23 protein-coding genes are annotated in these 25,111 nt (G+C 74.0%); 6 read left to right on the forward strand and 17 right to left on the reverse strand.

Translation table 11 applies throughout. The features are described 5' to 3' along the window. Positions 1–45 precede the first annotated feature (45 nt). From ABT245_RS40860 to ABT245_RS40895, 8 genes are all read right to left on the reverse strand, one after another. Positions 46–468 (reverse strand): Hsp20/alpha crystallin family protein, encoded by a 423-nt coding sequence (locus tag ABT245_RS40860; protein ID WP_351744684.1) that lies wholly within the window; start codon positions 466–468, stop codon positions 46–48. A 128-nt stretch (positions 469–596) separates the two neighbouring features. Continuing rightward, positions 597–1,040, reverse strand: a complete 444-nt coding sequence (locus tag ABT245_RS40865; protein ID WP_351744687.1) for a universal stress protein — start codon at positions 1,038–1,040, stop codon at positions 597–599. 162 nt (positions 1,041–1,202) lie between these two features. After that, complete coding sequence (locus tag ABT245_RS40870) at positions 1,203–2,192, reverse strand: CapA family protein (protein ID WP_351744689.1); 990 nt, start codon at positions 2,190–2,192, stop codon at positions 1,203–1,205. A gap of 387 nt (positions 2,193–2,579) precedes the next feature. Continuing rightward, positions 2,580–3,101 carry an SHOCT domain-containing protein gene (locus ABT245_RS40875; RefSeq protein WP_351744691.1) on the reverse strand — a complete coding sequence of 174 codons (522 nt, stop codon included), beginning with the start codon at positions 3,099–3,101 and terminating at the stop codon, positions 2,580–2,582. A gap of 179 nt (positions 3,102–3,280) precedes the next feature. Next, a complete protein-coding gene (locus tag ABT245_RS40880; protein WP_351744694.1) occupies positions 3,281–4,078 on the reverse strand; it encodes an alpha/beta hydrolase in 798 nt (265 codons plus the stop codon). Positions 4,079–5,056: 978 nt separating this feature from the next. Next, complete coding sequence (locus ABT245_RS40885; RefSeq protein ID WP_351744696.1) at positions 5,057–6,388, reverse strand: NtaA/DmoA family FMN-dependent monooxygenase; 1,332 nt, start codon at positions 6,386–6,388, stop codon at positions 5,057–5,059. A gap of 22 nt (positions 6,389–6,410) precedes the next feature. After that, positions 6,411–7,256, reverse strand: a complete 846-nt coding sequence (locus ABT245_RS40890) for an ABC transporter ATP-binding protein (protein WP_351744699.1) — start codon at positions 7,254–7,256, stop codon at positions 6,411–6,413. After that, on the reverse strand, positions 7,253–8,110 hold the full coding sequence (locus ABT245_RS40895; RefSeq protein ID WP_351744702.1) for an ABC transporter ATP-binding protein: 858 nt from the start codon (positions 8,108–8,110) through the stop codon (positions 7,253–7,255). The genes ABT245_RS40890 and ABT245_RS40895 overlap by 4 nt, the downstream gene beginning before the upstream one ends. Between ABT245_RS40895 and ABT245_RS40900 the strand changes: the two genes are divergently transcribed. Continuing rightward, on the forward strand, positions 8,000–8,788 hold the full coding sequence (locus ABT245_RS40900) for a hypothetical protein (RefSeq protein WP_351744704.1): 789 nt from the start codon (positions 8,000–8,002) through the stop codon (positions 8,786–8,788). The two genes, ABT245_RS40895 and ABT245_RS40900, sit on opposite strands and share 111 nt — an antisense overlap. Before the next feature lie 8 nt (positions 8,789–8,796). Here the strand turns inward: ABT245_RS40900 and ABT245_RS40905 are convergent, their stop codons facing one another. The 4 genes from ABT245_RS40905 to ABT245_RS40920 form a co-directional block, all read right to left on the reverse strand. Next, on the reverse strand, positions 8,797–9,687 hold the full coding sequence (locus ABT245_RS40905; RefSeq protein WP_351744706.1) for an ABC transporter permease: 891 nt from the start codon (positions 9,685–9,687) through the stop codon (positions 8,797–8,799). Between the two features lie 2 nt (positions 9,688–9,689). Then, positions 9,690–10,718, reverse strand: coding sequence for an ABC transporter permease (locus ABT245_RS40910; RefSeq protein ID WP_351744708.1), 1,029 nt, complete (start codon positions 10,716–10,718; stop codon positions 9,690–9,692). Positions 10,719–10,781: 63 nt separating this feature from the next. Then, positions 10,782–12,353 carry an ABC transporter substrate-binding protein gene (locus ABT245_RS40915; RefSeq protein WP_351744710.1) on the reverse strand — a complete coding sequence of 524 codons (1,572 nt, stop codon included), beginning with the start codon at positions 12,351–12,353 and terminating at the stop codon, positions 10,782–10,784. A gap of 600 nt (positions 12,354–12,953) precedes the next feature. Further along, positions 12,954–13,490 (reverse strand): cupin domain-containing protein, encoded by a 537-nt coding sequence (locus ABT245_RS40920; RefSeq protein ID WP_351744711.1) that lies wholly within the window; start codon positions 13,488–13,490, stop codon positions 12,954–12,956. A 285-nt stretch (positions 13,491–13,775) separates the two neighbouring features. Here ABT245_RS40920 and ABT245_RS40925 point away from each other — a divergent pair, with 285 nt between their 5' ends. The 5 genes from ABT245_RS40925 (at position 13,776) to ABT245_RS40945 (ending at position 17,909) form a co-directional block, all read left to right on the forward strand. Continuing rightward, positions 13,776–14,234: an RrF2 family transcriptional regulator gene (locus tag ABT245_RS40925; RefSeq protein ID WP_351744736.1), complete on the forward strand. Its 459-nt coding sequence runs from the start codon at positions 13,776–13,778 to the stop codon at positions 14,232–14,234. Continuing rightward, positions 14,231–15,208 carry a DsbA family oxidoreductase gene (locus ABT245_RS40930; RefSeq protein ID WP_351744714.1) on the forward strand — a complete coding sequence of 326 codons (978 nt, stop codon included), beginning with the start codon at positions 14,231–14,233 and terminating at the stop codon, positions 15,206–15,208. Before ABT245_RS40925 ends, ABT245_RS40930 begins: the two co-directional genes overlap by 4 nt. 436 nt (positions 15,209–15,644) lie before the next feature. Next, positions 15,645–16,160 carry a flavin reductase family protein gene (locus ABT245_RS40935; protein ID WP_351744717.1) on the forward strand — a complete coding sequence of 172 codons (516 nt, stop codon included), beginning with the start codon at positions 15,645–15,647 and terminating at the stop codon, positions 16,158–16,160. A 163-nt stretch (positions 16,161–16,323) separates the two neighbouring features. Further along, the gene (locus ABT245_RS40940; protein ID WP_351744720.1) at positions 16,324–16,707 is read left to right on the forward strand and encodes a hypothetical protein; all 384 of its coding nucleotides are present in this window, start codon (positions 16,324–16,326) and stop codon (positions 16,705–16,707) included. Between the two features lie 47 nt (positions 16,708–16,754). Further along, the gene (locus ABT245_RS40945; RefSeq protein ID WP_351744722.1) at positions 16,755–17,909 is read left to right on the forward strand and encodes a PP2C family protein-serine/threonine phosphatase; all 1,155 of its coding nucleotides are present in this window, start codon (positions 16,755–16,757) and stop codon (positions 17,907–17,909) included. Positions 17,910–18,193: 284 nt separating this feature from the next. Here ABT245_RS40945 and pstB read toward each other — a convergent pair whose 3' ends face one another. The 5 genes from pstB to ABT245_RS40970 all read right to left on the reverse strand — a co-directional run. Beyond that, a complete protein-coding gene (pstB, locus tag ABT245_RS40950; RefSeq protein WP_351744738.1) occupies positions 18,194–18,958 on the reverse strand; it encodes a phosphate ABC transporter ATP-binding protein PstB in 765 nt (254 codons plus the stop codon). A 93-nt stretch (positions 18,959–19,051) separates the two neighbouring features. Continuing rightward, a complete protein-coding gene (locus ABT245_RS40955) occupies positions 19,052–19,960 on the reverse strand; it encodes a sortase (RefSeq protein WP_351744725.1) in 909 nt (302 codons plus the stop codon). A gap of 85 nt (positions 19,961–20,045) precedes the next feature. Then, positions 20,046–22,052, reverse strand: coding sequence for an Ig-like domain repeat protein (locus ABT245_RS40960; protein WP_351744727.1), 2,007 nt, complete (start codon positions 22,050–22,052; stop codon positions 20,046–20,048). Positions 22,053–22,187: 135 nt separating this feature from the next. Continuing rightward, the gene (locus tag ABT245_RS40965) at positions 22,188–24,875 is read right to left on the reverse strand and encodes a hypothetical protein (RefSeq protein ID WP_351744730.1); all 2,688 of its coding nucleotides are present in this window, start codon (positions 24,873–24,875) and stop codon (positions 22,188–22,190) included. Further along, on the reverse strand, positions 24,872–25,111 hold a 240-nt coding region (locus ABT245_RS40970; RefSeq protein ID WP_351744733.1), incomplete at its 5' end, for a hypothetical protein. The genes ABT245_RS40965 and ABT245_RS40970, both read right to left, overlap by 4 nt.

Raw genomic sequence — 25,111 nt, forward strand, 5'->3', positions numbered from 1 at the left:
GCCCGGGGCGGTCCGGCGGGACGGCCCGGGCCGCGGGGCGGCGGGTCAGGCGCCGTGGTGGATCTCCACGTGCCTGGCCTCGGCCTTCTCGCTGCCCAGCCCCACGCTGACGGTGAGGATCCCGTCGGCGTAGTCGGCCCTGACGTCGTCCTCGTCGGCGCCGGGCGGCAGGGTGACGCTGCGGCTCATGCTGCCGTAGCGGATCTCGCTGCGGTTCTTCTCCACGTCCCGTTCGCTGCGTTCTGCCTTGACGGTCAGCATCCCGTCGCCGATGACCACGTCGATGTCCTCCGGGGACATGCCGGGCAGCTCCGCCCGCAGGACGTAGCGGCCCTCCTCCATGTAGTCCTCGACGCGGACCGTGTACAGGTCGCCCATGGTCGGCATCGCGAACCGCGCGGGGAAGGTCTCGAACCAGTCGGGGATCTCCGGGAAGGAGAACCTCTGCCTGCGTGTCAGTGACGTCATCGTCGTACCTCCTCGGCCGTGGTTGCGCCTGTTGGCCCTTCCAGTGCACCGCGGCGGCCCGTGGGCCGCTGAGGCCGAACAGCCCATGCCCGGGGCCCCAAGGTCCCTTTGCGGTGCGGCGTGCGCGGTCATGGCCTGTCGGGGCGCACGATCACGACGGGACAGCGCGCGTGCTGTGCGATGTGCTGGCTGACGGAGCCCAGCAGGGCGCGGGTGAAGCCGCGCCGGCCGTGGCTGCCGACGACAAGCGCCTGAGCGCCCTCCGCCGCCCGCAGCAGCACGTCCACCGGATGGCCGCGCACCAGCAGTGCCCTGACCGAGCCCGCCGGGTCGGCCCCCAGGGCCTCGCGCAGTTCCTCGGCGAGCCGTTGCCGGGCGTTGTCCTCGTCGAAGTCGCTGTCGACGGGAGGAGCCGACCAGGTCTCGATCCCGGGCATCTCCCATGCGGCCACCGCGTCCACCCGGCCGCCGACGAGTCCGGCGTAGCGTACGGCCCAGCGCACCGCCGCGTGCGAGGACGGCGAACCGTCGACGCCCACCACGATCCGCGGCCCCGCGGCCTCCGTTTCCATCCGTCCCACCTCTCCTGCGGCCCGCTGCCCGCCGCACCGTGTGTCCCCCCTCCCTCCACCTTCCTCCCTCTTTCTCCACCTTCCTCCACGCTGCGCCGCTCCCGGCCGTACCGCCACGGAAGAGCGGCCGGGAGCAGCGCATCCGGGCGGCCCGGCGCGGGGTCAGCCGGCCCGGGCCGCCGGCCGCGACCAGGTGACGGCGAGCCGCTCGCCCTCGTCGACGACGTCGGTGCCCAGTTCGGCGCAGGCGCGCACGAGCCGGTCGGCGATCCAGGCGTACTCCGCCCGGTCGGCGAGCCGGGTGTGGCAGTGGTCCAGGGCGAGGGGGACCGCCTCGGTGCGCAGCGGGCCGTGCCCGTCGAGGGTGACCAGCCAGAGCAGGCCGAGGTCGTTGCGGAGCGCCGGATGGACGGCGTAGTCGTCGATGAAGTCGCCCAGATCGAACAGGACATGCCGGGTGAAGCCGTGGAAGACGTGTGCCGAGTGCCCGACGACCAGTCCGGCCCCGGACCCGGTGAGCGCGGGCGCTGCACGCAGGACGTGCCGGACCGGGCGGGCGGTCATGTTGGGCCCCCAGTGCGCGCTGACCAGCACCAGGTCCGTCTCCTCGGCCAGGGCGCCGATCGTGCCGGTGAGCCAGGCGGGTACGTCCTTGCGCCAGAGGTCGGCGAAGGCCACGCCGGGGCGGTCGGTGTCCGCGGCGAACTCGGCGGGGTGGTCGGTGACGGCGACGATGCCGATACGCAGCCCGCCGACGTCCAGGCGCAGCGGTGCGCGGGCCTCGGTGACGGTCGGGCCGGCCCCGACGCTGCGGATGCCCGCCCGGGCCAGCCGGGTCCGGGTGTCCAGGAGCGCGTCGGGGCCGTAGTCGAGGGCGTGGTTGTTGGCCAGGACCGCCACGTCGACGCCCAGTGCGGCCAGTACGTCGGCGGCCCGCGGCGGGGCCCGGAAGAAGAAGGTCTTTCCGGGCAGGTCCACCGGGGCGCCCCGGTCGGAGACACAGCATTCGAGGTTGAGCAGGAACAGATCCGCGTCCCGTACGACGTGGTGCACCGCGGGGGTGAACAGGGGGCGGGGCGCCTTGTGGGCGAGCGTATGGGCGACGTCACGGCCCAGCATGGCGTCGCCCGCCAGGGCGAGGGTGACGGCCATGACACGCACCTCCGCTCGCTCGCCCGGTGCCACCCGCCGCGGGCGCGGGATCGGGCCGCGTCCCGCGTGCGGGGGCGGGAGCCGGGCCCGCGCGGCCGTCCGGGGATCACGCGACGACGGACACCGTCGTCCTTGCGTTCCCCCGCGCGGGCCCGGCCCGCCCGCGATCACCGCCGCTCCGTGCCGTCGGCGTGCACGGACGGAGCGAGGTGCCGAGGAGGCAAGGGGCGCTCGACGGACGGGCGCCCGCACCGCGGATCTCCCGGGCCTGTGGCCACCCTCGCACCCGGTGCCCCACCCGCGCAGGGGCCGATCGGCCCGCACTCCGGGCCGATCGCCCCTACCGTGCCCCACGCATCCCGTCGGCCCCCGCCGTGACCGTGCCGGTCAGTGGTCGGCGGGCCCCGGGGCGGCGCCCGGTCCTCCCCCGGCGCCCGGTCCTCCCCCGGCGCCCGGTCCGCCTCCCGCGCCCGGTCCGGCACCGGCGCCGTGGCCGGTCAGTACCAGTTCCTTGGCGCGGCGGAACTCGTCGTCCGAGATGTCGCCGCGGGTACGCAACTCGGAGAGCTTGGTGAGTTCGTCGGCGCTGCTCGGGTGCGTCGTGCCCGCGGCGGTCCGGCGGACGTAGCGGTCGAACGCCTCCTGCTGTGCATGCGCCTGCGCCAGCTCGCGGCGCCCCATGTCCTTGCCGCGGACGATGAGGTAGACGAAGACGCCGAGGAAGGGCAGCACGATGACGAAGATCAGCCAGCCCGTCTTGGCCCAGCCGTTCAGGGCGTCGTCGCGGAAGACGTCCAGGACGACCCGGAACAGCAGGACGAACCACATGATCCACAGGAAGAACCAGAGCATCGTCCAGAACGCGCTCAGCAGCGGATAGTCGTACGCGAGGTACGTCTGCGCGGTCATTGCCGTCCTCCGTCCCGGGCAGCCGCCCACCGGGTGCCGCTTCGTCGTGTACCACTCAGTCGCCAGCGTGCACGGGGCGGAGGTGGGACGGCCTCACCCGGGACGGGTGAGCGTACGCGTCGGTGACGGGCGCTCGGACCCGGCCGAACAAGGCCGTGCGGTGCGGGCGCTGGCCCCGGTCACCACCCGCTCGACTCGACCGCGACCACCGGCACGAGGTCGTTGCGCAGGGTCTCCAGGAAGGTGACGGTCTCGGCCGCCACCGAGCGGTGCTGCACATCGTTGAGGACGTCGTGGTGGGCCCCGCGGACCACGGCGAGACGGGCACGGGGAAGGGACTTGACGAGGTGGGCGACGGCGTCGCGGTCCGCCAGCGGATCGGCGTCGCCGGCCAGGAGCAGGGCCGGGACGGTGATGCCGCCGCCGTACGCCGCCGCGAGCAGCGCCTCGGGCACCGGGGCGGCGAGCCGGCCGCGCCGCACCAGGGGGTCGTCGGTGAGGGTGGCCCGATGGACGGGGCAGGAGGTGCGTACGTCCAGCTCGTCCGCCCAGTCGCCGCCCGCCGCCGCGGTACGGCCCGGCAGTCCGGCGAGGACGACGGCCTGCGGCAGCCGTGCCGCGGCGAGGTCCGTCCGGCTCAGCAGCGCGGCGACCGCGGCGGCGCCGGTGTCGGCGCCGACCAGGACGACGGGCTGGACCACTCCGTCGTCGGACGCGGTGGCCGCGACGGCGTCGGCGAGCCCGGCGCCGAAGCGGGCCAGCGACCCGGACGGATCGTCCGGGTCGATGTCGGGCGCGTCGACGACGCGGACGCGGTAGGCGTCGGCGGCGAGCCGCCTGCCGAGCCGGGCGTAGGTCGCCGGGCTCTCGCCCCTGCCGGGCACCACGACGACGGTGCCGCGGGTGCGGATGCCGTCGGGGGCGTGGTGGTCGGCGTGGCCGGCGGCCTCGGTCGGCTGCTCGGTGTTCTCGGTCATCTCGCGCTCACACTCCTGCTTGCTCGGGCTCGGTCGCGGGCCGTCGGCCCGGGGCGTACGCCGTGTCGGTCGCGGCGCGTTCCGGGACGCGGATCGGCGCGGACCGCGGCGTGCCGGTCGGGGACGGCGGTTCGAAGGGGGTGACTGGGTGGATGGCGGCGGCGCGGACCCGCTCCCGCGGAGGCCCGGCCCCGGTCTCCTCGGCGCCGCCCCCGTACGAGAAGCGGCACCCACACGGCGCCTCCGGCACGCCGAGACCCCGGAGACAGGCGCCGTGGCGGGGCGTGCGCCGGGCCCTCGCCGGAAACATGGAACGGGACAGCCCGGTCCGCGGCGACTCCCGCGCGTCGAAGCACCGGGGACAGGCGCCGCGCCGGGCCGGGCGGCGGGGCGGGTGGCACACGACGTCGCCGGCCCACCGCCTCACCGGGCACCGCGCCCTGACCGGAGGCACGGAACGGGACAGCCCGGTCCGCGACACCTCCTGCACGTCGAGACCCCGGGGACAGGCGCCGTGCCGGGGCGGGTGGCGGGGCAGGTGGCGCACGATGTCGCCGGTCCGCCGCCGCACCGGGCGCCGCACCCTGACCGGAGGCACGGAGCGGGACAGCCCGGTCCGCGGCGACTCCCGCGCGTCGAAGCCCCGGGGACAGGCGCCGTGGCGGGGCGGGTGGCGCACGGCGTCGCCGGTGCCTCGCCGCAGCGGGCGCCGGGTCCTGGCCGGGTGCATGGAGTGGGACGGTGCGGCCGGGGGCGGGCACGGTTGCCGCCGGGCGGCGGGGTACGCGTCAGCCCACGGGCGCCGTATCTCGTCGGCGGGCACGCCGAACCCGTACGCCGCGCGGCCGGGCGACGGGATCGGGCCGCGCCCGGCCGTGTGGGCGGCCCCGGCGGCGCCGACCGCGCGGTGCCGGATCCGGGCGGGGAAGTCGCCGGCGGCCACGCACGGGCCCTGCGGCTCGTTCGCGAGGGTGGCCCTCATGCCTGGGCGGGGCGGCTGTGCCGGTTGGCGGGGACCGGAAGACCGAGGTTGCCGCGCAGCGTGTCGGCGGTGTACTCGGTGCGGAACAGCCCGCGCTTCTGCAGCAGCGGGACCACTCCGTCCACGAAGAGGGCGAGGTCGTCGTCGGTGCGGAAGGCGAGGTTGATGCCGTCGAAGGTGCCGGCGGCGAACCAGTGCTCGATGGCGCCGGCGACGGTCTCCGGCGCCCCGACGAACGGCGACCGGCGGAACGCGCTCAACGAATCGGCGACTTGACGAAGTGTCAGGTTCTCCGTACGGGCCCGCTCGATGAGCTTCGTGGCGCCGGTCCGGCCGCCCTTCTCGGCGAGGTGCGCCACGTCCGGGAACGGCGCGTCCAGGTCGTGCGCGCTGAAGTCGTAGGCGCCGAAGGAGCGACCGAGGAGCGCGAGGTTGCGGTCGAAGTCGTTGTCCTCCTCGAAGATCTCCCGTTCGCGCCGCCGGGCCTCCTCGTCGGTCGGGGCGACGACCGGGCCGCCGTGGATGAAGATCTTGATGTGTTCGGGGTCGCGGCCGTGCAAGGCGGTGCGGCGCTTGATGTCCGCGTAGTACTCCTGGGCCTGCTCCAGCGAGCCGCCGGGCGCGTAGATGCCCTCGGCGACCCGCGCGGCGAGGTCACGGCCCTCCTCGGAGACCCCGGCCTGGAAGATCACCGGCTGGCCCTGCGGGGAACGGGCGATGTTGAGCGGCCCGGCGACCTTGAAGTGCTCGCCCTCATGGTTGAGTTCGTGCAGCTTGGCCGGGTCGAGGAAGAGGTTCCTGGCGACGTCGGCGGGGAAGGCGTCGTCCTCGTAGGAGTCCCACAGCCCGCGGGCGACCTCGACGAACTCCAGGGCCCGGCCGTAGCGGGTGGCGTAGTCGGGGTGCTCGTCCAGCCCGAAGTTGCGGGACGCGCCGGTGTCGAAGCTCGTGACGACGTTCCAGCCGGCCCGGCCGCCGCTGATGTGGTCGAGGGAGGCGAAGCGGCGGGCCAGGTTGAAGGGCGAGTTGTACGTCGAACTCGCCGTGCCGACCAGCCCGATGTGCCGGGTGTGGGTGGCGACGGCCGACAACAGGGTGAGCGGTTCCAGCCGGTTGAGGTAGTGGGCCGGGTAGGTGGCGTTGATGAACTGGCTGTCCACGATGAACAGGGCGTCGAACAGGGCGTGTTCGGCGGCCTGGGCCTGGCGGATGTAGTAGTCGATGTCGATGCTGGCGTTCTTCGCGACGCGCGGGTCCTTCCACAGGCCGTGCTGTCCGGGGCCGCCGACGCCGTAGGGGTGCAGCGCGAGGTGGATCGTGCGGGACATGGCGTTCCTCTCCATGGTGGGGTCAGGCGTTCAGCAGGGCGCGCAGCGCGGCGCGGCCGGCCCGGTCGGTGGATGCCGCGCGGAGTGTGGGGGCGGAGCCGACGAGCAGGCGTGTGTACGGGTGCCGGGGGTGGTTGACGACCTCCCGGGCGGGCCCGGTCTCGACGAGTTCGCCCCGGTACAGCACGGCGATGCGGTCGGAGGTCCCGACGACGGAGCCGAGGTCGTGGGAGATGAGGACGAGGGCGACCCTGGCGGCCCGCAACTCCTTGAGGATCTCCAGGACTTGTACCCGGTTGGCGGAGTCGAGGGCGCTGACCGGCTCGTCCAGGATGACCAGTCGTGGCTCGGTCACCAGGGCACGGGCCACCGCGACGCGCTGCCGCTGCCCGCCGGACAGTTCTCCGGGCAGCCGGTCGAGCAGGTCCGCGGGGAGCCGGACGCGGTCCAGGAAGGCGCGCGCCCGTTCGGTCGCCGCGGCGGCCGGGACGCCCTGGACGAGCAGCGGCTCCGTCAGGGACTGTGCGACGGTGAGGTCGGGGTCGAGGCTGCGCAGCGGGTCCTGGAAGACGTACTGGACGAGACCGCGGCGGCGCAGCCCGCGCCACTGGCGGCGGCCGTATCCGCGGACGTCCTCGCCTGCGATGCGGATCGAGCCCGCCGAGGCGGGCACCAGGCCGAGCACGGCGCGGGCGAGGGTGGTCTTGCCCGAGCCGGTCTCCCCGATGACGCCGACGGTCTCGCCGGCGGCGACGGTGAGCGACACCCCCTTCAGCGCGGGCCGGGACCGGCGGCGCGGGCCGTAGCGGACGTCGAGGCCGGTGACCTCCAGGACGGGGTCGGTCGTTCGTCGCCGGTCGCCGGTCACGATGCCTCCCGGGGCGTCAGGAACTTCTCCAGGCCGTACTGCTCGTGTTCGGCGATGAGCAGCCGGGTGTACTCGTGCCGGGGATCGTGCAGGACCTGCCGCGTCGGACCGTGCTCGACCACCTCGCCTTCGCGCAGGACGACGACCTCGTCGCACAGCTGGGCGACCACGGCCAGGTCGTGCGAGACGACCACCAGGGCGAGGCCGGCCTGGTCGCGCAGGTCGGCGAGCAGGTCGAGGATCTCCGCCTGCACGGTCACGTCGAGGGCCGTGGTGGCCTCGTCGGCGATGAGGACGCGCGGGTCGGCGGCGACGGCCGCGGCGATCAGCACGCGCTGGAGCATGCCGCCGGATAGTTCGTGGGGGTACTGGGTGTAGACCAGCTCCGGATCGTGCAGCCGTACCGCGGCCAGCAGTTCCACGGCCCGGTGCCGGGCCGCCCGCCGTTTCAGTCCCTTCTTGACCCGGACGACCTCGGCGATCTGGGGGCCCACCCGTATCGACGGGTTGAGATAGGACGCCGGGTCCTGGAAGACCGCGCTGATCGTGGCGCCGCGCAGGGCGGTCCACTGCGCGGGCGTCAGGGTCGCGATGTCGGTGCCGGCGATCTCGATGGAACCGCCGGACACCTCGAAGTGCGGCGGCAGGATGCCGAGTGCGGCCCGGCAGGTGAGGGTCTTGCCGCTGCCGGACTCGCCGACGATGCCGACCACCTTTCCGGGGGTCAGCTCGAAGCTCACTCCATGAACGATCTCCCGACCGCCGGCCCGGTCGCTGATCCGGACATCACGCACGGCCAGCACGGGCTCGCCGGCGACACCGACGGCGCCGGGGACCCCGGTGACACCGTCCAAAGCCCCAGCGGCGACACCGGCCCCACCGACTACGGCGACATCCACCCCGACGGCAGTGGCCTCGCCCGGCCCGACAGCGGTGACACCGTCCGGCCCGGCAGCGGGAGCACCGTCCGGCCCGGCGGCAGTGGCACCGTCCGGCCCGGCAGCGCTGCCGGCAGGGGCAGCAGCGGCAGCGGCAGCGGCACCATCCGACCCACCGGCGGCACCTACCGCAGTGGCACCGGCGCGGTCCGGCCCGGCAGCGGCACCGGCCGACGAGCCGGCGGCCCCATCCGGTCCCGCGGCGGCGCCGGCCGCTCCGGCAGCGGCGACATCCGACCCGGCGGCGGTGTCGGCCGACCCGGCGGCAGCGCCGACCGACGGGCCAGCGGCACCACCCAACCCCCCGACAGCACCACGGGCACCACTCGGCCCACCACCGACACCCGCCGACACACCAGCGGCACCATCTGGACCGGCGCCGCTGTCGTCCGGCCCGGCAGCGACACCACCGGAACCCCCAACAGCACCAGCCACCCCAGCACCGGCACCTACCGACGCGCCACGCGCACCACCCGGCCCTCCACCCGCACCCGCCGACTCGGCGTCAGTGTCGTGCGGCCCGTCGTCGGCGGTAGCCGATCCGGTGGTGGTGTCGGTGGGCTCGGCGTCCCGGAGGGAGTTCGTGTTCTTTGACAGGGTCGTCATCGCGCACCTCCGGTGGAGACGGTCTCGGCCGCGGCGCGGCGGTTGGCGCGGGCCTTGCGGGAGTTGACCAGGGCGCGCCCCGCCTCGCCGGAGACGTCGCGGATCGCGTCGGCGAGCAGATTGGCGGCCCAGACGGTCGCCATGATCAGCAGCGCGGGCACCACCGGCGCCCACGGCTGGTGGCTGAGGTAGCCCAGGTCGGAGGCGAGCAGCCCGCCCCAGGTGGGCTCGGGCGGCTGCACGCCGATACCGAGGAAGGTGAGGCTGGAGACGATGACGAAGCCGACGCCGATCGTCTGCGCGAAGGCGACGGCGACGGGCGGAAGCACCTTGACCCACACGTGCCGGCGCACCACCCAGCCGATGGACGCGCCCGAGATGACCGCCGCCTCCACATACTGCGAGCGGGCGACGGAGAGCGTGGCGGCGCGGGCGACCCGGTAGAAGAGCGGGGAGACCAGCACGCCCGTGACGAACATGGCCTGGGTGATGCCGTTGCCGAGCAGCGCGATCACGGCGACCGCGAAGAGCAGGAACGGCAGCGCGACCAGGGTGTCGGCGAGGCGCAGGGTGACCCATTCGAAGGCCCGGCCGAGGTAGACCGACAGGATGCCGGGGATCGCGCCGACGACGAGGGCCATCACGGCGACCTCGAGCGATCCGAGCACGCTGACGCGGGAGCCGTCGAGCAGCCGGCTCAGCACGTCGCGGCCGAGGTAGTCGGTGCCGAGCCAGTGCGCACCCGACGCGGCGGCGAGTGTGTTGTCGCTGGTGGCCAGGGGGTCCTGGGGGGCGAGCAGCGGGCCGAGGAGCGCGAGCAGCGCGATCGCGGCGAGGATGCCGACGGCGATCCGGGCGGAGGTCAGGGCGAGGACGCGGCGCACCATGGTCACACCCCCCGCCGGGCGGCCGGCGTCACCCGGGCCAGCACCAGGTTGACGACCAGGTTGAAGGAGACGACCAGGACGATGGACACCACGAGCACCCCTTGTACGGCGGGCACGTCGCCGGCCTGCGCGGAGTCGTTGGCGAACCGGCCGAAACCCTGAAGGCCGAAGATCCACTCCGTTACGACGGAGGCCCCGACCAGCGCGGGGAACTTCAGGCCGAGGGTGGCGAGCACGGGTCCGAGGCCGTTGCGCAGAACGTGCCCGAGGAAGATCCGCCGGGGGCTCAGCCCGCGGACGACCGCGCCGGTGACGTAGTTCTCGCGGTAGGCGGCGATGAGACTCGTACGCAGTTGGCGTGCGACGTCGGCGACGACGTCGAGGCTGAGCGCGAGCGCGGGCAGGGTGATGTGGGCGAGCCAGGGGCCGATCCCCTGCCGCGCCGGGACGTATCCGGCGGACGGGAACAGGTGCAGCCCCACTGCGAGGGCGGCCACCAGGACGATGCCGACGACGAACGCCGGCATCACCGAGATCACGGTGACGAATCCGGTGATCGCCCGGTCGATCCACGTGGTGCGGCGCAGCGCCGCGACCGTGCCGAGGACGAAGCCGAGGAGCACGCCGAGGATCAGGGCGAACGTCGCGATCGACAGGCTCACGCCGAGGCCGAGGCCGATGAGCGTGGAGATGTCGGCCCCGTTGACCCAGCTGGCGCCGAGCTGTCCGTGCAGCACTCCGGTGAACCAGTCCCAGTACTGCGTCAGGAACGGCCGGTCCAGCCCCCATTGGGCCTCGACCCGCTGGATCGCCTCGGGAGTGGCGTTCTCGCCGAGCTGGATCCGTGCCGGGCTGAGCCCGCTCAGCGAGCGGAGCGCGAACGTCACGAACGTCGCGACCAGGAACACGGGTACGAAGATCCCGACCGACCGGGCGACGGTGGCCAGGACGCGGCCGAGCCCGTGCCGTGCCCGGATCGCGGCGGCCCCCCGGCGGCGGGCCGGTGTCGCCGGTGCCGCGGTCGTCGTCATGGGGATCGCCCCCTTTCTGTTGCTGTCTGTCGTGGACGGGTTGTCGGTGGTGGGCGGTCCGGGTCAGCTGCCGCCGATGGTCACGCCGGTCCAGTCGAGGTGTGCCGGGTTCTTGGGCAGGGCGGAGACCGACTTGCTCTTGGCGAAGAGGTTCGGCGAGGAGTACGTGAACACCAGCGCCCTGCTCTGCAGACCGGCGCGGGTCGCCGCCTGCAGGACCTTCGGGTAGGCGGGCGCCTCCAGCGGGGTACGGCGCACCTTGGCGACGGCCGCCGCGAAACCGGCGGGCTGGTACGGCGAGCTGAGGTTCAGCGGGCCGTCGGGGCCGAAGTGGGCGGTGAGCGTCTGTACGGCGGAGTCACGGCCCGTGGTGCTGTACAGGGAGAACGTCAGGTCCTTGGCGAAGAACGGCGTGGCCCAGTTCTTGTCGATCTTGATGGTGACCTTGATCCCGACGGCGGCGAGCTGTGACTGGACGATCTCGGCCGCGGGGTCCTCGGAGGGTATGACGAGGTCGAGCCGGATCTCGCCGCTGCGGTAGCCGGCTTCGGCGAGGAGCCGCTTCGCCTTTGCGGGGTCGTACGGGTAGGCGTCCGCCGACCGCGGGTCGTAGGCCACGTACCCCTTCGGGAACGGCTGGTCGGTGGCCTCTCCGTAGCCGAAGGTCAGTTTGTCGACGAACTCCTTGCGGTCGACGGCGTAACGCACGGCGTCCACGACCTTGTCGTTGTCGAACGGCGCCTTGTTGACGTTGAGGCTGATGTTGGAGGCGTTGAACCCCGGCTGGATGAAGACGTCCAGGCCGGCCTGTTTCGCCGACTTGGCCTGGCTGGGGTCGATGTCGGCGAAGTTGTAGACGCCGGTCTGCAGGCCGGAGACCACGGTGGTGGCGTCGGGGGCCGAGGTCAGTTCGACGTTGTCGATGTGGATGTTCTTCGCGTCCCAGTAGTCCGGGTTCTTCTTCAGCAGCACCTTGGTGCCCGGCACCAGTTGTTCGACGACGAACGGTCCGGCGCCGACCGGGTTCTGGTCCAGCTTCGACGGGTTCGCCGCGGCCTTGGGGCTGGCGATCTGCAGCACGCGCTCGCCGAGCAGTTGGGGGATCTGGTAGTCGACCTGGGTGAGGTGGACGACGGCGTCGAGCCCCTTGGCGTCGACCGACTTGATGGAGGTCAGGTCGCCGAAGAGCGCCGAGTTCTGCTGCTTCTTGGCCCGTTCGACGGCGGCCTTGACCGCGCTCGCGTCGAGGGGGGCGCCGTCGCTGAACTTCAGGCCGGGGCGGAGGTGGAAGGTGATCTGGTCGCCCCTGGCGTTGTACTTCCAGCTCTCGGCGAGGTCCGGGACGGCCTTGCCGCTCGCGTCGGTGCGGGTCAACGAGGCGTAGACGAGGGCGAGTTCACGGAACTGGGCGCCGCTGCCCGAGACCACCGGGTCCCAGTGGGCGGGGAAGTAGGAGGAGGCCCACTTCAGCGTGGCGTTGCCGGACGCGGAGGCGGTGTCGCCGCCGCAGCCGCTCAGCGCGGGGGCGAGCAGGGCGAGGAAGGCGGTGGCGAGCGCGGCGGGCCGCAGGCGGCCGGCCCGTCGGGCCGGGCGGGCACCGGATCCGGGGCGGCGGGAGGTGACTGGTGCGGGCATCTCATTCTTTCTGTGACGGTCCCGGGCCGGGGCGGGCGGTCCGGGTGCGCGGGACGGCCCGACGGGCGGGTGAGGGCGTCGGCACACACCCGGGCGGGCGGGGCCGGGGAGGCTCTGCGGCACACGTCGGACGCCGCCGGGGCGGCGGGCAGGACGGGTTCACCGCCGGGCGGGTACCGGTGGCCGGGCGTGCGCTGCGCGGCGGCGGGCGACAGGCGGGGGGAGGACGGACACGGACGCGCCCGCCGCGTACGGCGCGGGCATGGGCGGCGGCCGGCGGTCGGCGTCCGTGGGCGGAAGTGGACGGCGGTCAGCGACAGAGGGCGCTACAGGTGCGCCGCAGGTCCACGTAGCGGCACACCACACCGGGGTGCGTCGTGAGCATGGTGTTCATCCTGGGGGCAGCCGCAAGCCACTGTCAATGGACACCAATTGATGTCTCATTCGGTGGAACGGATCGGAGGGGCGGCACACGAAAAGCCCCCTGACCGTGGGTCAGGGGGCCGGTGGGTCCGGACGGACGGGGAGCCGCGCCGCCGGCGGCAGTCGCCGACGGCGCGCGCGCGGGGCAAAGGACACCTCACGGCATCCTTGCCGGCGTCACTCCGGCTGCCGCTCCGTATCCAGCACATACAGCTCGGGCAGGTTGACGACGATCGCCTCCTGGGTGCTGCGGGCGATGACCACGACCGCCTCGGTGTCGGGGCTGGGGTTCTCCTCGCGGTGCGGCACGAACGGCGGTACGAAGATGTAGTCGCCGGGTGCCGTGCGGATCCGGATCTCCTGCGGCGTCCCGGAGGAGTCGTCGAGGAAGACGAACTCCGGGTTGCCCGCGACGACATGGATGGCGGTCTCGGAGGCGCCGTGGTGGTGGTTGGAGGAGGCGGTGCGGGGCGAGACATGGGTCTGGCCCATCCAGATGCGCTCCGAGCCGACGGTGGCGCCGCTGACGGCGGCGAAGCGGCGCATGCCCTCGGTCTGCGCGGTGCCGTCGTCGAGCGCGTCGGCGCGGATGTGGTGCAACCGCGCCCGCAGCGGCCCGACGGGTCCGGCGGGCCCGGTGAGGTCGGGGTGGAACGCGTCGCGCTCGCCGTCCTGGCAGGACGCGGCGGCGGAAGGTGTCTCGTGCGAGGTCATGGCGGTTCCTGCTCGTCGACGGTGCGGGGCGGCCGGGTCGGGCGGGACGCGCGGCCAAAATGGACGGGATCGGGCAGCTCGGGCGGCCTGGGCGGTCGGGCCGCGTGGCCGACCGCGGCGACGCGGGTGCGGCCCGGCCGTCTGCGCGTACGCACGATCCTGCGGTGACGGTAGAGAGCCCGCGAAATGGATGTCAAGATGTGTCCAATGCCGCCTCGCCCGTTCGGCGGCCGGGACGCGGTCCGGCGCCGCAGCGGGCGACCGATGAGACGGAAGACGGTGCAGATGCATATCTCGGCGAAGGCCGACTACGCGGTGCGGGCCTTGGTGGAGCTGGCCGCGGACAGCACGCGCCCCCTGACCTGTGAGGGGATCGCCGCGGCCCAGGAGATCCCGTTCCGGTTCCTCAAGTCCGTCTTCCGCGATCTGCGGGCCGCCGGACTCGTGCGCAGCCAGCGCGGCTGCGAGGGCGGTTACTGGATCGGGCGGGACGCCGGCCGGATCACGGTGGCCGAGGTGATGACGGCGGTGGACGGGACGTTCTTCACGGTGCGCGACGAGGCCCCGGCCGATCTGGTGTATCCCGGCACGGGGCGGGCGGTGCCCGGCGTGTGGCAGGACGTGGAGGCCGTCGCCCTCGCGCTGCTGCGGCGCACCACGATCGCCGAACTCGCCCGGCGGGGCGCCGCGGGCGCGCAGGACGAGGCCGGTGCCGGCGCCCCGCGGCGGGCGGTCGGCGTATGACGGATGCGTCGCCGGACGCCGAACCCCTGGTCGCGGTGACCGAGTTCACCGACCCCGCCTGCCCGTGGGCCTGGGGCTCCGAGCCCGCCGTACGGCTGCTGCGGACGGTCTTCGGGGACCAGCTGCGCTGGCGGCGGGTGTTCGGCATCCTCTTCGACGACACCGACGACCCGCCGCCCGATCCCGCGGCCGAGGCCCGCTGGTACGAGGGTTTCGTGCGGGACGTCACCGCGCACACCGGTGCCCCGCGCCCGGCACGGCTGCACTGGCTGACCCGGACCAGCTGGCCCGCCTCCCTCGCCGCCAAGGCCGCGCAGCGGCAGGGCGCGCAGCCGGCCGAACGGGTGTTGCGCCGGCTGCGGGAGAGCACGTTCGTCGCGGGGACGCCCGCGGACTCGGCGGCGGGCGTGGCCTGGGCGGTGCGCGGGGTTCCCGGGCTCGATCCCGACGCGCTGCGCGCCGACTCGGCCTCGGCCGGGACACGGGCCGCGGTGGCCGCGGACCATGCCGAGACCCGCAGACCGTGCCGCGAGGTGCGGCTGCTCGACGCGCCCGGACCGCATCCGGGCCGGGCCAAGGAACTGACCGACGGCGTGCGCTACGCGCTGCCCACACTGCTCTTCGACGGCCCCGGCGGACGGGTCTGCGTACCGGGCTGGCGTCCGGCGCGGACCTACCTGGACGCGGCCGGGACCGCGGCCGGCACCGCATTGCGTACGGCGGGACCGGTGCGGGCCGAGGCGGCGCTCGAGCGGTGGCGCACCCTCACACTGCCCGAGCTGGAACTGCTCACCGGCGACCGCACCCCGCCGGCCGGCGCGGTCGAACTCACCACCGCGCACGGGGTGCTGTGGCTCCACCCGGAGGAGGCGGCCTGCCACCCGGCGCTGCGCGAGCCGCACCCGGAGGCGCCGGCCGGGCCGGGGAACGGGCGGCGCAGGGCGGCGCCGGTCTCGCCGAATGAGACACCGTGAGGTGTCCATTGACAGCGCCATAAGGGCGACGTGAAGATGTTGACCATGCATCTGTTGCACCCGGGCGTCGCCTGTCGTCACGTCGACCACTGCCGCACTTCCAGCGCGCTCTGTCGCTGAGCGACCGCATCGTCCCTGCGCCCCCGCGTCCCGACGGGACGACCCTCGCCTCGCGTGCGACCGGTCGCCCCCGCACCCGCCCCGACGCGGGCGCCGCGAACCCGGGCCGCCCCATCCGATGCACGACCGTCCCCGGACACCGCTGCCCATCGCGCCGACCGCCGCACGCCCACCGGACCGCACACCCGCGCGTCACCCGCACCGACGGCCCGCCGCCGCGCCGTCGATGACCCGTGACGGTCGACGACCACTCCGCTCCTGTCCCGCACCGGCCCGGTCCCAGGGCCGGCCGCCGTACTGCCCGAAGGGAAGCCGCGTGACCACCTCCGCCAGCCCCCGTCTCACTCCTCGTGCCACCGGTCCCGAATCCGCCGAGATCCTGCGCAGCACCCTGCGGCGCCATGCCGCGGGTGTCACCGTGATCACCGTCCCCGGCCCGGCCGGCTTCACCGCGACCTCCTTCACCTCGGTGTCCCTGCGGCCGGCCCTGGTCTCCTTCTGCATCGGACTCACCGCGTCGACGGCACCGGCCGTGCGGACCGCGGACCGGTTCGCGGTGCATCTGCTCGGCACCCGGGACACCGCCCTCGCCGACCGGTTCGCCACCAGCGGCATCGACCGGTTCGCGGGTGTCCCCTGGCGCCACGACACCGCCGGAGTGCCCCTGCTCGACGGAGTGAGCGCCTGGCTCACCGCGCGGGTCACCTCGCGCCAGACCCTCGGCGACCACCTCTTCGTGGTCGGCCAGGTCGACGACGGCACCGTCGTCGACGAGGCCACACCGCTGGTCCACCACGCGGGTTCCTTCGCCTCGGCGCTGCCCCTCGCCTGACCGCCCGCCTGCCCGAGCACCCGCCCGGACACGGGCGGGCCTGACGGGGCGCAGTCCCCGGCCGGACTGAGTACGCGTGCTCAGGACACGGACGGCCACGGCTTCTACGGTCGGTCCCGACGGGCGGCCACGGACATGCGGGCCGCGGGACCACGGGGGAACCATGAGCGCCGGCGACCACCACTACGGCTACCACCAGCACGCGTACACCGTGGCCCCCGCCCGTGCGCGGTGGCCGGCCGCCTACCTCACCGCGGTGGGGCTGCTGGCCGGCTGCGGCGGCCTGATCGACGCGATCGCCTTCTACATCTCGATCTTCGCGACGGACAACTGCTCGGCCGAGCACCCCGCGTTCCGGTGCACGACGTCCGGGATCCTGACGATGCTGGGACTGCCCTGGCTCGGTCTCCTCCTCGCGGTGGCCGCCGCGGTGGTGCCCGGCCTCGTGGTGTACCGCGGCGGCGGCTCCCCCTGGTGGTTTCTGCCGCTCGGCGCCGCGCTGTACGTCGCCTCGCTGGGCGGCACCTGGCTGGTGATGACGTCCTGACCTGCCCGTGCTCGCGCGTCCGACCAACGCGGTGCACTGTGGGAGACATGTTCTCCTCGCAGCAGCCGTTCGCGCGGCCCTGGCAACCGTGGCGGCCGAGCCGCCTGCTGCTGTTGGTCCCCGTGGGACTCATCGTCGTGATCACCGTGGCCGACACCGCGTCACCGGACGACATCGTGCTCGGCCCCCTGCTGGTCATCGCGCCCGCGGTCACCGCGTGGTTCGAGGGCCCGGTGCTGACGGGGGTCATCGGGGCCACCGCGGCGGCCGCCCAGGCGTTCATCGGCTGGCATTCCGGCATGCTGTGGTCGCGGAACATCATGGTGCAGATCGTCGCCCTGATCGTGCTCTCGCTGCTGATCGTGGTGTTCGCCGCGGTGCGTGAGCGACGCACCCGCGAACTGGCCCAGGTGCGGTCCGTGGCCGAGGCGGCGCAGCGGGTGCTGCTGTGGCCGCTGCCCCAACGGCTCGGCACCCTGCAACTCGCCTGTGTCTACATGGCCGCCGAGGAGGAGGCGGAGATCGGCGGCGACCTGTACGCCGCCGCCCGCAACGCCGAGGGCACCCGGGTGGTCATCGGTGACGTACGCGGCAAGGGGCTGTCGGCCGTCGGGGAGGCGGCCCTCCTGCTCGGCGCGTTCCGCGAGGCCGCGCACCACAACGCGGCCCTGCCCGAGCTGGCCGCCTCACTGGAACAGAGCGTCACCCGGTATCTGGCCGATTTCGAACCCCCGGACGAGGCGGGAGAGCGGTTCGCCACCGTCCTCCTGCTAAAGATCCCCGACCGTGATCCCGTCGCCCGGCTGACCAGCTGCGGTCATCCGGCGCCGCTGCTGCTGACCGCCGGCCGCCCGGTGGCCGCCCCCGACCTGGTTGCCTCGCCCCCGCTGGGGGTCGGCCTGACCGGACCCGATGAGATCTCGGTGGCCGTGCTGCCGTTCGCCGCCGGGGACACGCTGCTGCTGTACACCGACGGGGTGGTCGAGGCCCGGGACGGCGGCGGCGCCTTCTACCCCCTCGCGGAACGCGTCGCCCAGTGGGCCGGGCACTCCCCGCAGTCGCTGCTCCACCACATCCGGCGCGATCTGCTCGCCCACACCGGCGGCCGGCTCGGCGACGACGCCGCCCTCATCGCCATCCGCCGCGCCCCGGCCCCGGACCACCTCACCGGACCGGCCCGGCTGCTCCCCCACACCCGCTGAACCACCGCCCGCACCGCCACGGCCCGCACCGGCCCGCGCCCAGCAGACGATCACCGGTTCCGCCGTACGGCGAGACCGACACCGCACCCGCGGCTTCAGGATGGGCCGCTCGCCGCCGGATCCGTCGAGGCACCGTGGCGCGGCGAGCCCGTCGAGCCGGCGAAGGGGCTGCGGACCGGTCGGCGCACCGGCGAAGCGGCTTGCGGACCGGTCGGCGCACCGTGCGGCCGGGATTCTCGCGCCGGTCGCCCCCGGCGGGCCCCGTCGTCGCCCCGCGAAGGAGGTCAGCCGAAGCGGCCGGCCACATAGTCCGCCGTCCGCTGGTCCTTCGGGGTGTGGAAGACGTCGTCGGTGGCGCCGTGCTCGACGACGGCGCCGGGTGTGCCCTGCTCGGCGAGGAAGAACGCGCACTGCTGGGAGACCCGGGCGGCCTGCTGCATGTTGTGGGTGACGATCACGATCGTCACCTGGCCGGCCAGGTCGTGGATGGTCTCCTCCACCCGGCGGGTGGAGGTGGGGTCGAGCGCCGAGCACGGCTCGTCCATCAGCAGCACCCGGGGCCGTACGGCCAGCGCGCGGGCGATGCACAGCCGCTGCTGCTGGCCGCCGGACAGGGCCCCGCCGGGCCGGCGGAGCCGGTCGCTGACCTCCTTCCACAGGCCGGCGCGGGTCAGGGACTCCTCCACCAGGTCGTCCTTGGCGCGGCGGCTCACCTTGGTCCCGGTCAGCTTCAGCCCCGCCACCACGTTGTCGTAGATCGACATGGCGGGGAACGGGTTGGGCTTCTGGAAGACCATGCCGATGCGGCGGCGGGCGTCGGTCAGCCGCCACCCGGGGTCGTAGATGTCCTCGCCCTCGAACAGCACCTCGCCGCCGAGGGCCGCGCCGGGGATCAGCTCGTGCATGCGGTTGAGGGTCCGCAGAAAGGTCGACTTGCCGCATCCCGAGGGACCGATCAGGGCGGTCACCTGGCCCGCGGGCATGGTCAGCGACACCCGGCTGAGCACCTGGTGGCTGCCGAACCACGCCGAGACGGCCCGCGCCTGCAAGGTGGCGGGAGCGGCGGACGGGGCGTCGGTCACGGGGAGTACGGCGGTGTCGGTCACGGTGGGCTACCTCGGTTCGGGCGGCGGTGCGCCGGGTCAGAGCAGGTTGGGAAGCAACTCGGTGGTGCGGGTGGCGACCTGGAGGCCCAGCACGGCGACGACCGGCGCGAAGACGATCCAGGTCTGGTGGCGGCCCCAGCGGTGCCACGCCCACACCGCGGCGACCGCCGTCAGGAGCAGCGCCTGCAGCCACATCACCAGGGGCCACGGGATGCCGGAGAGTCGGGCCAGCGGCTCCTCGGCGGCCGGCAGGGTGCCGGCCCGGATGACCGCGGCCGGGGTCTGGAACGGCGCGGACACCAGGTCGGCGTCGACGCGCAGCACGCCGCCCGGCGCGAACCGCGGACCGGTGGCGGTCACCAGCACCAGCCGGCCCTTGCCTGCGGCCAGGGTGGGCGGCGCCGGGTCACCGGCCCGGCGTACGTCACTGACCCGGAACGCGGCCTTGCCCTGGCCGGTGGTCACGGTGAGGGTGTCGCCCGCGGCGAGATCGGCCAGCCGGCCGAACGGACCGCCGTACGCGGCGGCCCGGCCCATCAGGACGCTGGTGCCCGTCTGGCCGGGCAGCGGGGTGTCCCGGCGGTGGCCGGGCCCGTCGGTGAGCACGCTGGAGTCGGTGCCCTCCAGCACCACCTGGCTCAGGCCGAGTTTGGGTATGTCGATCAGAGCGAGCGGCGTGCCGGACGCCAAAAGGTCACCCCGCAGGTCGGTCTGGGACACCGGCGCGGTGCCCAGGGCGAGTTCGCCCCGCAATGCGTCGAAGGCCGCGTGCTGCGCGCTGTGCTGCTGGATCCCGCTGACCAGCAGGAGCTGTGCGGTGATGCCGAGCAGCAGCGCGGCGAGGCTGAGCAGGCCGCCGCGGGCCAGATGGCGGACGGCGGTGACGCTGCGGACCCGGGTGAGCGGCGCGGCCGGGGCGAGCGTGGTCGGTGCGGCGACGGTCACGGCGGCCCGCCTCCTTCGCTGGTCGTCGGGTGGAGCCGGCGGGGGAACCACCAGGGCGCGTGGTCCTCCCGCCGGCGTGGGTGGGTCAGGTGGACTTGATGGTGAAGTCGGCGCCGGCCTTGTGGTTGACCGTCGAGGAGCCCGCGTAGGAGGCGTGCAGCACGTGCTTGCCGCGGCTCAGCTTCGGCAGGGTGATGGTCACCTTGCCGCCGCTCAGCGTGCCGGTGGCGCGCAGCTTGGTGCCCTCGTAGATACGGACAGTGCCGGTCGGGGTGGTGCCGGTCGGGGTGGTGCCGGTCGCGGTGACCTTGACCGAGACCTTGGCCCGGGCCGTGTGGCTGACGGTGGCGGGCGCAGAGGAGGTGACGGTCGGCATCGCCTTGGTGATCTTCAGGGTGGCCGTCGTGGCGGACGCGTTGAGCTTGGTGTTGCCCGCGTAGGAGACGGACAGCGTGTGCGTGGCGACCTTGAGGTGGTTGGACAGGGAGACGGTGACCTTGCCGCCGCTGAGCGTGCCGCTGCCCAGGACGGTGCCGCCCTCCTTGACGGTGACCTTTCCGGTGGGGGCGACACCGTGCGAGCCGGTGACGGTGACGGCGACCTTCGGCGTCCTGCCGTAGGCGGTCGTCGCGGCGGTCGCCTTGGTGGTGCTCACGTACTTGACGGAGCCCTTCCATGTGGCGGCCGGGCCCGTGCCGTTGAGGTTGGCGGCGGCGACGGTCGCGGTGTAGCTGCCGACGGCCAGCCCGGAGAAGGTGTACGAGGTGGTGCCGGCCGTAACGTCCTTGGTGGCCACGACGGCGCCGTCCGAACCGGTCAGCGTGACGCGGTAGTCGGTGAGCGGCAGTGCGGTGGCGGCCGGGGCGGTCCAGGACAGCTTCAGGCTCGCGTCGCCGGGGGTGGCCTTGAGGGCGGGCGCGGCGGGCGTCGACACATCTAGGCCGGACTGCTCAAGGCCGCCCAGCTTGGCGTGCCTGGTCAGGTTGACGGAGCCGTTGTACGACTCGTTCACGAAGCCGAAGTCGGCGATGACCTTCTCGGCGGCGTCGGAGGCCATGGCGGCGGTGTGGCTGCCGCTGGTGACGAAGACGTCGTAGAGGTCCTTGTCGAAGAAGATGCTGGTCGGGTCGATCGCCCGGCTCGGCACGACGTTGTAGACGTCGCGGCCGAAGGTGGCGTTCTCGTAGTAGGCGTTGACCGGGGCGAGCTTGCCGTTGACGGTCGTCACCGGGGAGGTGGCGCCGTTGTCGCCGGGCAGCTTCACGGCGGCCAGCTGACCGCCGGCGGCGGCCGCGGACTTGCTGTAGTCCGGGGAGACGCCGTTGATCTGGGCGATCCAGCTGCCCACGGAGAACGGCACCAGCGCGCCGTCCTGGGTGAGCGCGGTGTCGGCCTGGTTCTCCTGGACGGCCGCGACGGTCGGGGACAGCGTGGCGTCGCTGAGGCCGATCGACGCCAGGAAGAACTTGCGGGTGCCGGAGCCGCTCTGTGGGATCTTCGGGTACACGGTCTGGCCGTTCACCTTGGTGAGCGAGCCGGAGTAGATGTCGTGCAGCTGCTCCACCGTCAGGGTGCCGAGCGCCGGGCCCCGCACCGCGACGCCGACCGCGTCCCGGGCGAACGGGATGTAGGTGAGCGCGCCGCCGGAGGCGCTGGGGCCGCTGGAGGAGCGGGCGAAGTCGATCTGGCCCTTGACGGACACACCGGCCGAGTCCGGGTACTTGTCGCCGGACAGGGACTCGGTCAGGGCCAGCCGGCCGGCGCCGGATCCGTTCGGGCGCAGGAAGGTGGGGCCGCCGGAGCGGGTGGTGATCTTCGACGTGGTGGAGCCGGTGCCGGGCTCGATCGCGTCGTAGGAGGCGATCCGGGCGCCGCTCGCCGCCTTCACGGCGGTGCCGGTGTAGCTCTTGCCGTTGACGGTGTCGCCGGCCAGGGCGTTGAGCACGTCCTGGGTGGTGTCGGAGCCCACGCCGACGAGCTGGCGGAAGGTCCCCGCGGGAGTGGGGTCGGCGTACGCCGGGCTGGACAGGGCCAGGCCGCCGGCCACCACGGCGGCGGCGACGAGCGCCGCCGTAGAGCGCGTTGTGCGCATCGAGTGTCTCCTGAGGGTAGTGCGTAGCGGGGGAAGAGAGGTGAAGAGGGATCTGGCAGGGTGGTACCGGCCGTCCGCCCCGACTGCCTTTCGGGGCGGACGGCCGTCTGGGGAGCGCCGCGCGGGCGCTGGGCCTCAGGGCAGCAGGCGCCTGAGCCGTTCGGGCAGCGTGATGGCCGGTACGACGGTCAGGGTCCGGCCGCCGGGCAGCGGCACCCGCAGCGGGTGCCGTGGCCGGCTGCCGCCGGCGAAGGGCGCGCCCGCCCCGGCGACGGCGCCGAGCGCGGCGCCGACCGGGACGGCGTAGCGCAGCGGGTTGCCGGGGTCGTCGGGCGTGGTGCCGGTGGCGGTGGTCTGCACGGCCTTGCCGCCGTCGAAGGAGGCCGCGGCGCTGGGCCGGGCGCTCGCGCCGCCGGCCGCGGCGCCGTCCGCGTCCGCCGCGCGGCCGTTGCCGGTGCCGGTGCCGGTGCCGGTGCCGGTGCCGGTGCCGGTGCCGGTGCCGGAACTTCCGCCGCTGCCGTCGGGGATGGTCTCCGAGCCGCCGGTGACCGAGCCGGTGCCGCCGTCCCCGGTGCCGCCGCCGGGTGTGGCCGAGGAGGTGGGCCCGGTGTAGTGGAGCAGCGCGTCGGCGGCACGGGCGGTGCGCTCGCGCAACTCGGTGGACAGCGGTGCGTAGCCGTCGGGCAGCCGGCCCGGGTCGGCGCCGCTGATCTGGCCGCTGCCCGCCGCGTACGTCAGCAGGGCCGCGTAGTCCTTGCGGGCTGCCGCGTCCAGCGTGCCGGGCCGGACCGCCGCATACACCAGCTGGGCCAGCGGGTAGGCGCCCGGTGCCTTGGCGGTCGCCGGGGAGATCTCGGCGACGCCCTTGCCCGAGGCGCTGTCGGCCGCCGCGGTCAGGGTCGTGGCGCTCGGGGCGACGAAGCGGTCCGCGGCGTTGCGCAGCTTGGCGGTCTGCAGCCCGTAACGGGCGGCGGAGGCCGCGTCGGTGACGGTGATCATGAACCGGGAGCCGACCGTCTGCGGGCCGGGGTTCTTGAAGGCGGGCGGATTGGCCAGCCCGTCCCAGCTGGACTTCCACAGCGTGTCGGCGCGCCGGGCGTGCAGGGCGCCGGAGTGCATGCTCTCGACGTAGGGGTGGAAGTCGGTCATGCACTGCTGGACGGTGGCGTCCGTGCCCGGCGGGATCGTGCACCACGGGTCGCTCTTCGGGTAGCTGTCCACATGGGCGGGGTCGAAGCCGAAGCCGTTCGGGTTCAGGTCCGCGTTGGTGCTGTAGTACGGGTTGACGCGCATGCCCCAGTCGTCGGACACCCCGGCCAGGAACTGCCGGGCGTCCTTGTCGGACGTGATCCACTGCCACAGCGCGCGGGCGGTGTCGGTGTGCCCGAGCGAGGTGATCAGGTCGGTGTCGGTGGCCGGGGTCTCGGCGACCGAGAGATGGGCGAACTCCGGGTTGAGGGCCACGAATTCGGGGTCGCTCGCGAGGCCCGCCGGGTTGCCCTTCGCCCAGCCGTAGCCCTTGGCCGCCCGGTCGCCGAGCACGGCGCCCCAGGGCGAGTTGCGGTAGGACTCGGTGAGCAGCTTGGCGACCAGGCGCGGGGTGAGATCGATCGAGTCCACCTTCGTGCCGGCCAGTTCGCGGATGTCGTCGGGTGCGTCGGACCTGGGTCTGCGTTCGACGGTGAAGCCGATGACGGCGCCGGAGAGCGCGACCGGCGCGTAGGACGTGGGGCCGGGCGGGGTCGTGGCGCCGTCGTCGGCGCCCAGCGCGCGGGTGGTGAAGGCCAGTCCCAGCGAGCCGTCGGCGCCGAGGCGGGCGCGGGTGTCCGGCTCACCGAGCTGGGTGAAGCCGTAGACCCGTCCGGCCGGGCACAGGGCCGACTGCCAGCTGGTCATCGCGTCGGCCACCAACTCGCTGCCGAGGGTGGGGCGTTCATGGGCGCCGAGGGCGCAGTTGGTGCCGACCGGGTTGAAGCCGAGCGGGATCGCGATGCGGTTCATCCAGTTGCTGGAGGACACCGGGGAGCCCGCGTTGACCTGGCTGTGGTCGGCGTAGGGGCGGCCGTCGAGGTCCAGGTGGCCCTGGGGGACGATCACCAGCCAGCAGGGGCGCGGCCGGGTGGTGCCGCCGGTGGTGACCGGCGCGCCGCAGCCCAGGTGCGGGGCCTCGTTGGCGGTCTGCACCTCGACGTACTCGCGGCCGGTGCCGTCGGCGCCGGTGCGGGCGAAGTCGACCTCGTTGGTGGTGTTGCGGTTGAAGAAGGCGTTGTTCTGGGTGCCGGTGGTGATGACCGTGCCGTCCACCGACTTGAACGGGACCTCGGCCGGCGCGTTGGGGTTGGCCGCGCCGAACCGATCGTCCTGGCCGTAGTTGGCGGGGTCGGCGCTGTAGAAGACCTGGCGGGTGTCGTCCTGCCCGTTGCCGGGCCAGTTGCCGCGGTCGGTGGTCGGGGAGGCGCCGTACTGGCACTGGGTGCGCGGCGGTCCCGGATTGCCCGGGACGCTGCCGTCGTCGTCGCCCCAGCACTGCATGATCTGTACGAAGTCCGTGTTGAACAGCGTGCCCGCGAAGGTGGTCGGGGTGCCGCCGGTCCAGGAGACCGTGATGGCCTGGCTGGTGAGGTGGGTGGTCTGGCCGACGGTGAACTTCATGTCCTTGAACTCGCCGCGGCCCGAGACGGTGACGGCGGAGTCGGCGGCGCCGGCCGCGGCCGAGGAGGGGGCGGCGGCCTGGGTCACGGCGAGCCCGGCGAGGGCGCCGACCGCGGCACCGGCGACCAGGCGGACGAGGGCGCGGCGCAGCCGCGTCCGGATCGGCTTCACCAGGAGTCCCCCTTCGTGCCGTCGCCGTCCCGGTGTGCGCCGGCGTCGGTCCGGGAGCGGGCGCCGACCAGCCGGGACACCGTCGACGGCAACAGCAGCAGGCCGAGGACGAGGAACGCGGCGAGCAGCATCAGGGTCTGGGCGGTGGCGGGGGTCCAGCGCACCTCCCAGCGGGAGGTCAGCGCCTCGGCCCCGCCCGTGCCGACGACCTCCTTGGCCTCCGCGTACGGCACGCC

It is taken from the genome of Streptomyces sp. NPDC001508 (assembly GCF_040298665.1).
GTDB lineage: Bacteria > Actinomycetota > Actinomycetes > Streptomycetales > Streptomycetaceae > Streptomyces.

Bases quoted from the DNA above. Each gene is read 5' to 3' on its own strand.
- ABT245_RS40860 (WP_351744684.1), bottom strand. From the start codon at position 468: ATGACGTCACTGACACGCAGGCAGAGGTTCTCCTTCCCGGAGATCCCC.
- ABT245_RS40865 (WP_351744687.1), bottom strand. From the start codon at position 1,040: ATGGAAACGGAGGCCGCGGGGCCGCGGATCGTGGTGGGCGTCGACGGT.
- ABT245_RS40870 (WP_351744689.1), bottom strand. From the start codon at position 2,192: ATGGCCGTCACCCTCGCCCTGGCGGGCGACGCCATGCTGGGCCGTGAC.
- ABT245_RS40875 (WP_351744691.1), bottom strand. From the start codon at position 3,101: ATGACCGCGCAGACGTACCTCGCGTACGACTATCCGCTGCTGAGCGCG.
- ABT245_RS40880 (WP_351744694.1), bottom strand. From the start codon at position 4,078: ATGACCGAGAACACCGAGCAGCCGACCGAGGCCGCCGGCCACGCCGAC.
- ABT245_RS40885 (WP_351744696.1), bottom strand. From the start codon at position 6,388: ATGTCCCGCACGATCCACCTCGCGCTGCACCCCTACGGCGTCGGCGGC.
- ABT245_RS40900 (WP_351744704.1), top strand. From the start codon at position 8,000: ATGAACGATCTCCCGACCGCCGGCCCGGTCGCTGATCCGGACATCACG.
- ABT245_RS40905 (WP_351744706.1), bottom strand. From the start codon at position 9,687: ATGGTGCGCCGCGTCCTCGCCCTGACCTCCGCCCGGATCGCCGTCGGC.
- ABT245_RS40910 (WP_351744708.1), bottom strand. From the start codon at position 10,718: ATGACGACGACCGCGGCACCGGCGACACCGGCCCGCCGCCGGGGGGCC.
- ABT245_RS40915 (WP_351744710.1), bottom strand. From the start codon at position 12,353: ATGCCCGCACCAGTCACCTCCCGCCGCCCCGGATCCGGTGCCCGCCCG.
- ABT245_RS40920 (WP_351744711.1), bottom strand. From the start codon at position 13,490: ATGACCTCGCACGAGACACCTTCCGCCGCCGCGTCCTGCCAGGACGGC.
- ABT245_RS40925 (WP_351744736.1), top strand. From the start codon at position 13,776: ATGCATATCTCGGCGAAGGCCGACTACGCGGTGCGGGCCTTGGTGGAG.
- ABT245_RS40930 (WP_351744714.1), top strand. From the start codon at position 14,231: ATGACGGATGCGTCGCCGGACGCCGAACCCCTGGTCGCGGTGACCGAG.
- ABT245_RS40940 (WP_351744720.1), top strand. From the start codon at position 16,324: ATGAGCGCCGGCGACCACCACTACGGCTACCACCAGCACGCGTACACC.
- ABT245_RS40945 (WP_351744722.1), top strand. From the start codon at position 16,755: ATGTTCTCCTCGCAGCAGCCGTTCGCGCGGCCCTGGCAACCGTGGCGG.
- ABT245_RS40960 (WP_351744727.1), bottom strand. From the start codon at position 22,052: ATGCGCACAACGCGCTCTACGGCGGCGCTCGTCGCCGCCGCCGTGGTG.